5 protein-coding genes and 1 pseudogene are annotated in these 4,564 nt (G+C 67.0%); 2 read left to right on the forward strand and 4 right to left on the reverse strand.

Annotation, left to right across the window (positions count from 1 at the left end):
- Positions 1–567 (forward strand): annotated as a pseudogene (locus tag QQJ79_RS14890) (TonB-dependent receptor); the annotation flags it as partial.
- Here the strand turns inward: QQJ79_RS14890 and QQJ79_RS14895 are convergent.
- The 3 genes from QQJ79_RS14895 to ykgO all read right to left on the reverse strand — a co-directional run bounded on the left by QQJ79_RS14895 (position 564) and on the right by ykgO (position 1,469).
- Positions 564–920 (reverse strand): hypothetical protein, encoded by a 357-nt coding sequence (locus QQJ79_RS14895; RefSeq protein WP_284223717.1) that lies wholly within the window; start codon positions 918–920, stop codon positions 564–566. The pseudogene QQJ79_RS14890 and the gene QQJ79_RS14895 overlap by 4 nt on opposite strands.
- A 2-nt stretch (positions 921–922) precedes the next feature.
- A complete protein-coding gene (gene gapR, locus QQJ79_RS14900) occupies positions 923–1,198 on the reverse strand; it encodes a nucleoid-associated protein GapR (protein WP_055832288.1) in 276 nt (91 codons plus the stop codon).
- A 145-nt stretch (positions 1,199–1,343) separates the two neighbouring features.
- A complete protein-coding gene (gene ykgO / locus QQJ79_RS14905; RefSeq protein WP_055832286.1) occupies positions 1,344–1,469 on the reverse strand; it encodes a type B 50S ribosomal protein L36 in 126 nt (41 codons plus the stop codon).
- Positions 1,470–1,695: 226 nt separating this feature from the next.
- Here ykgO and QQJ79_RS14910 point away from each other — a divergent pair, with 226 nt between their 5' ends.
- Positions 1,696–2,208 (forward strand): hypothetical protein, encoded by a 513-nt coding sequence (locus QQJ79_RS14910; protein ID WP_284223715.1) that lies wholly within the window; start codon positions 1,696–1,698, stop codon positions 2,206–2,208.
- Positions 2,209–2,302: 94 nt separating this feature from the next.
- Here QQJ79_RS14910 and QQJ79_RS14915 read toward each other — a convergent pair whose 3' ends face one another.
- A complete protein-coding gene (locus tag QQJ79_RS14915; protein WP_284223716.1) occupies positions 2,303–3,742 on the reverse strand; it encodes a hypothetical protein in 1,440 nt (479 codons plus the stop codon).
- Between the last annotated feature and the right edge of the window lie 822 nt (positions 3,743–4,564).

Consider the following 4,564-nt stretch of genomic DNA (forward strand, 5'->3'; position numbering starts at 1 on the left):
GGCGGCGGCGGGCCCCCGCCCGGCGGCGGCGGCCAGTTCCGCATGGGCGGCGGCGGCGGTCGTGGCATGGGCGGCATGCAGCCCGGCCAGGGCCGTTTCAACCTGTCGATCTACCATACCCACCGCCTGCAGGATGAGATCGTCATCGCTACCGGCCTGCCGATCCTCGACCTGCTGGACGGCGCCGCCACCGGCTCGCGCGGCGGCACGCCCCGCAACGAGATCCAGGCCCAGGGCGGCGTCTTCCGCAACGGCATGGGCGCCTTCGTCAACGCCAACTGGCGCGAGGGCACCCGCGTCGACGGCGGGACCGGCCCGGATCTGAATTTCTCGGATCAGGCGACGGTCAATCTGAACGTCTTCATCGACCTGAATTCCCAGGCCTCCTGGGTCGCCCGCTTCCCCTGGCTGAAGGGTTCGCGGGTCAATTTCGGGGTCCAGAACCTGTTCGACACCCGGCCCGAGGTCACCGCCAGCGCCGGCGCCACCCCGCTGAACTACCAGCCCGACTACCTCGACCCCCAGGGCCGGGTGGTCAGCCTGACGTTCCGGAAAATCCTGTTCTAGGCGTCGGAGGGCGGCGGGGCCTTCCGCCCCCACCGCCGCTTCGGCGTCTCACCCTTCGCCTTGGCGGCGATCTCCTTGAGCTTGCGGCCCTGCATGGCCGACAACGCCTGCCCCGGCGCGCCCAGCTCGGGGTCGCCGAAGGCGCGGCCGTGAGTCTTCACCCGCTCCGAGACCGAGTCGAGGAACTCCCCTTCCCATTCGGACAGCGAAACGCCCGCCTTCTCTGCCGAGCGGCGGGCGCGTCTGAGGGCGTTGAGGGCCGCCCGCTGGGCCGCCTTGCGTTCGGCTTCAAACGGACTGGCGGGCGGCTTCTTCGCGCCGCCCCCGCCCCCGCCGAAGCCGGATCGCTTCAGTGTCAGATCTCGCCGAGCGCCGAGAGGTACAGATCGAGGATCGCGTCCTCCTCCTGCCGCTTGGCCTTGTCCTGTTTGCGGATGCGGATGACCTTGCGCAGGATCTTCACGTCATAGCCCTCGCCCTTGGCCTCGAGGAAGACCTCCTTCATGTCGGCCATGACGGCGGCCTTGTCCTCTTCCAGACGCTCGATGCGCTCGATGATGGTGCGCAGCCGGCCCTGGGCGGCCGAGGTCAGCACGTCGGGGGAGGAATCGAAGGAAGCGTCGTCGGCCAAGGGAGAACTCCGGAAAAAATCAAAGGGACGCTAACCACGCCACGGCGCGCGACTCAACGACCGCTGGGGGCAGACGCGAAAAAGGCTGCGGACAAGTCCGCAGCCTTTGGAATTTCGAACCGCGCCGTAAGGCGTGGAAAGACCTTTAGCCCTGCTTCGCCTTGAAGCGCGGGTCGGTCTTGTTGATCACATAGACGACGCCCTTGCGGCGCACGACCTTGCAGTCGCGGTGGCGGGTCTTGAGCGACTTGAGCGAGCTGCGGACCTTCATGGTCGTCGTCCTGAGGCAAAAGCAAAACAGAAAAGCCGCGGGACGGACCTGCGGCGGAGCGGTGCGTATAGAGAGGCTTCCCCGGTTCGTCAACCAGATGGGCAGGCTCCGATCGTCTGATCGGCATGGCCGGCGCCGCCGGCCCGCGATTGCCCCCGCCCTCCACATGGTGCAAGCCGATTCCGGCGCCCGCGCCCGAAACGCCGCGCCGTCAGGAACCACGCCCATGGGACTGTTCGACTGGATGACCGGCAGCAAGCCGGCCCCGCCCGGCGTGCCGCGCCTCCCTGTCCCGGCCCTGCGGGAGCACCTCCTCGCCGTCAACCGGGACACCGCCCCCTTCGTCGTGCGCGACGGCGCGCCCGAAGGCGTCGACTTGGTGGCCGAGTGGCGGATCGTCGACGCCAAATGGTACGAGATCTTCGCCAAGGCCGGCATCAAACGCGTCTTCAAGGTGTTGATGAAGTTCGACGAAGCGAAGGGCGAGGTCCGCGCCGTGGACCAGTCGTGGGAGGTCGAGTGGCGCGCCGGCGTCCCCGAACTCTCCGCCACGGCCGAGGGTGTCCGCGGCCAGACCTGGGAAAAGAGCTTTGAAACGGTCTACGCCTTCCGCGAGGACCTCTCCTGGGGCGAGGTCTACAGCTATCGATTCGACACCGACGAGATCAAGAAACCCTTGGTCGCCGCCGCACAGAAGGCCGGCTGGGGCTGGCGCGGCGTGGCCTTCGGCAAACTCTGAGTCCACCGTCCTCCGGCTCCGGAAACACGCCTTCTGTGGTCAGCGGTGATCCCGGCCCCGGTCAGGGTTGCGAACGTGGATGGACCCAGCCGTCCTATTCGTTTCGGAAGCCGGGGTTGCGGCCGAGCCGGAACGCCCTGAACGCCATGATCTGGTTACCGCTGATGCCGGAGATCGCCCGCAGGCCCCGGCCAGGGCCGGGCAGCGTGGTTGAGCAGTTGTCAACCTCGACAGACAGCTTCTGCGACAGGTCGCCACGCGTGTAGCTGGTGTAGGCGATGCACGGGCTGGCGATCGGCCCCGAGACGTTCCTGACCGCCAGGATTGTCTCGGTCGATTTGGCGACCACCTTGGCGGCGTTGAACTCCATCACGCCACGCCCGAGCAGGCTTCCGCTGAAGCCGTTCGCCGGAATGAGGGTCAGGCCATCAACTTCGGAGGTTGAGGCCGCGCCGCTCGCCTCGACCAGGGCGAAACGCGGAATTTCCACGTCGGAGATGATCGTGGAGTTGCGAATCGCGCCGTAGAGCTCGGCGTCGCTGATGAGTTGCTGGAAAGCGACCACCGAGTGCGACGTCGCCAGCGGCGAGGTCGCGCCATTCCGGTAGTATTCAACCTGCGCATCGAGCACCAACCCGCCGCCGCACTGGAAGTCGAACTCGAGGGCGTTTGCCGCCGCGATGAGGACCCGGGCGTTCCGCCTGACCACGGGGCGGTAGATGATCGTGTCGCCGCACTGATCCTTGTAGGACCGGCCCTGGCAGTCCTCAAAGGTGGGATCGTAGATGCGGACAGATCCGCGAGCCCTGGCCGGGAATGGAGTGGCCTGATGGCCGAAGCATTTGATCCCGTCAGCGTCAGCCGTCCCCGCGCCGATACGGATGCGGCGCACGGTTGGGGAGTACAGCTCCACTGCACCCTCGACACGCGAGGTGCAGATGCCGGAGCACTCCGCAGCCGCCTTGTCCCGCGTAACGTCCTCGACCGTGGGAGAGCGCATGACGACAGTCGCGAACCGTCCCGAAACGATGATGCCCGAGACCGTATCGTCAACCGCTGACCCGTGAACATTCCTCACGGTCACCGGCCTGTCGATCAGGATGCTCCCGCCCATTTGAGCGGCGTTGTGGCGCAGCCAGATGCCGGCGGCGACCTTGTCGTTGCAGTCGATGGTCAGCGTCCCGTCGCCGGTGATGCTGTGGCTCGTGACGGTCGCGCTCTCGGCGAAGAACACGCGCTGGAACGCCCTCGCGCCCGCATCGACCGTGATCGTCACTCGCCCTCTCAGGCGAAGGTGCAGCTCAATCCCATTGATCGCCGCCAACGGCGTGATCGGCCCATTGATCGTATAGTGGCCGGAAAGCTCTATCGGCCGCCTTTCGGCCATCGCATGGGTGAAGGCCCTGAGCAGGGTCGCCGTGGCGACTGTAGGGTTGGTGAGCAGACCATACTGCTCGGGTCGAACAGGTGGGGCGCGCAGGGCGTCCTGGGCCGACTCCGGAATCGCGCCCGTTCCGTCCGCGGTCCGGTTCATGAAACCGGAACCCGCTCCTCCACCCAGCCCCGTTTGGAGTCGGGCGTCTGCTCCAGTTCCGGAGCGGGGCATTGCGTAGCCGCATGCACTGAACGCCGAAAATCCACCGACAAGGAAGGTCCGTCGTGGCAACTGCATGGTCTCGTCTCCCGGAACGACGGAGCGGTATCATAGGAATTCTGTCGCGGTTCTGAACCATCGCGATCAGCCCGCTTGCTGGCAGGGATGCCGGGAGGCTGAGGGGCCCATCAGATACGTCGCCATCGAGAGGGCTGACGCCTTGGAGATTCGGAGCCGATCGACTGTGCCGTCTGGTCGGGCTCGCAGCAGACCGGGCAAATGTCCGCAACCGGTCGAAACCGGACCTTCGCCAAAAGCAAGTCAACCGCGCTCAAGCAGCGAGGGACCGCGTCCCTCGCGTTGGCGCACAGAAAGAGGATGGAGGCCTGGCCTCCGAGTTGAACGGAGGGTCTGCGGAGTTGCACCTCCGCCGCGTCGCCCCTCCGCCACCAGGCCGTATCAGAGAGCGGGTCCACCCTAGCCGGCCCGGGTTAAGCGCGACCTGAACGACACGGTGAACGCGGTCTTCACCCTGACGCCCCGCTTTGGCCCCGGTATTGCAGCAACACGCGTCGCCCTCGCGTACTTGTTATGACGGGGGCGGCCCAGGGGACTCTACAGCTATCGCCATGCGTATCAGCCTTCGCCTCATCCTCATCGCCTCCGTCGCCGCCTGCGCGCCCATGCTGCCGGAGGCGCCGCCCATCGTGGCTGTGGCCGCCGAGACCCCGGCGCCTGCGCCCGCCGCCCCGGTCGCGCCGG

The organism is Brevundimonas denitrificans (genome assembly GCF_030160755.1).
In the GTDB taxonomy this organism is placed as follows: domain Bacteria; phylum Pseudomonadota; class Alphaproteobacteria; order Caulobacterales; family Caulobacteraceae; genus Brevundimonas; species Brevundimonas denitrificans.

What these genes read in the sequence shown, in the direction of transcription:
- ykgO (WP_055832286.1), bottom strand. Translation starts at nt 1,469, where the DNA reads ATGAAGGTCCGCAGCTCGCTCAAGTCGCTCAAGACCCGCCACCGCGAC.
- QQJ79_RS14910 (WP_284223715.1), top strand. Translation starts at nt 1,696, where the DNA reads ATGGGACTGTTCGACTGGATGACCGGCAGCAAGCCGGCCCCGCCCGGC.
- QQJ79_RS14915 (WP_284223716.1), bottom strand. Translation starts at nt 3,742, where the DNA reads ATGAACCGGACCGCGGACGGAACGGGCGCGATTCCGGAGTCGGCCCAG.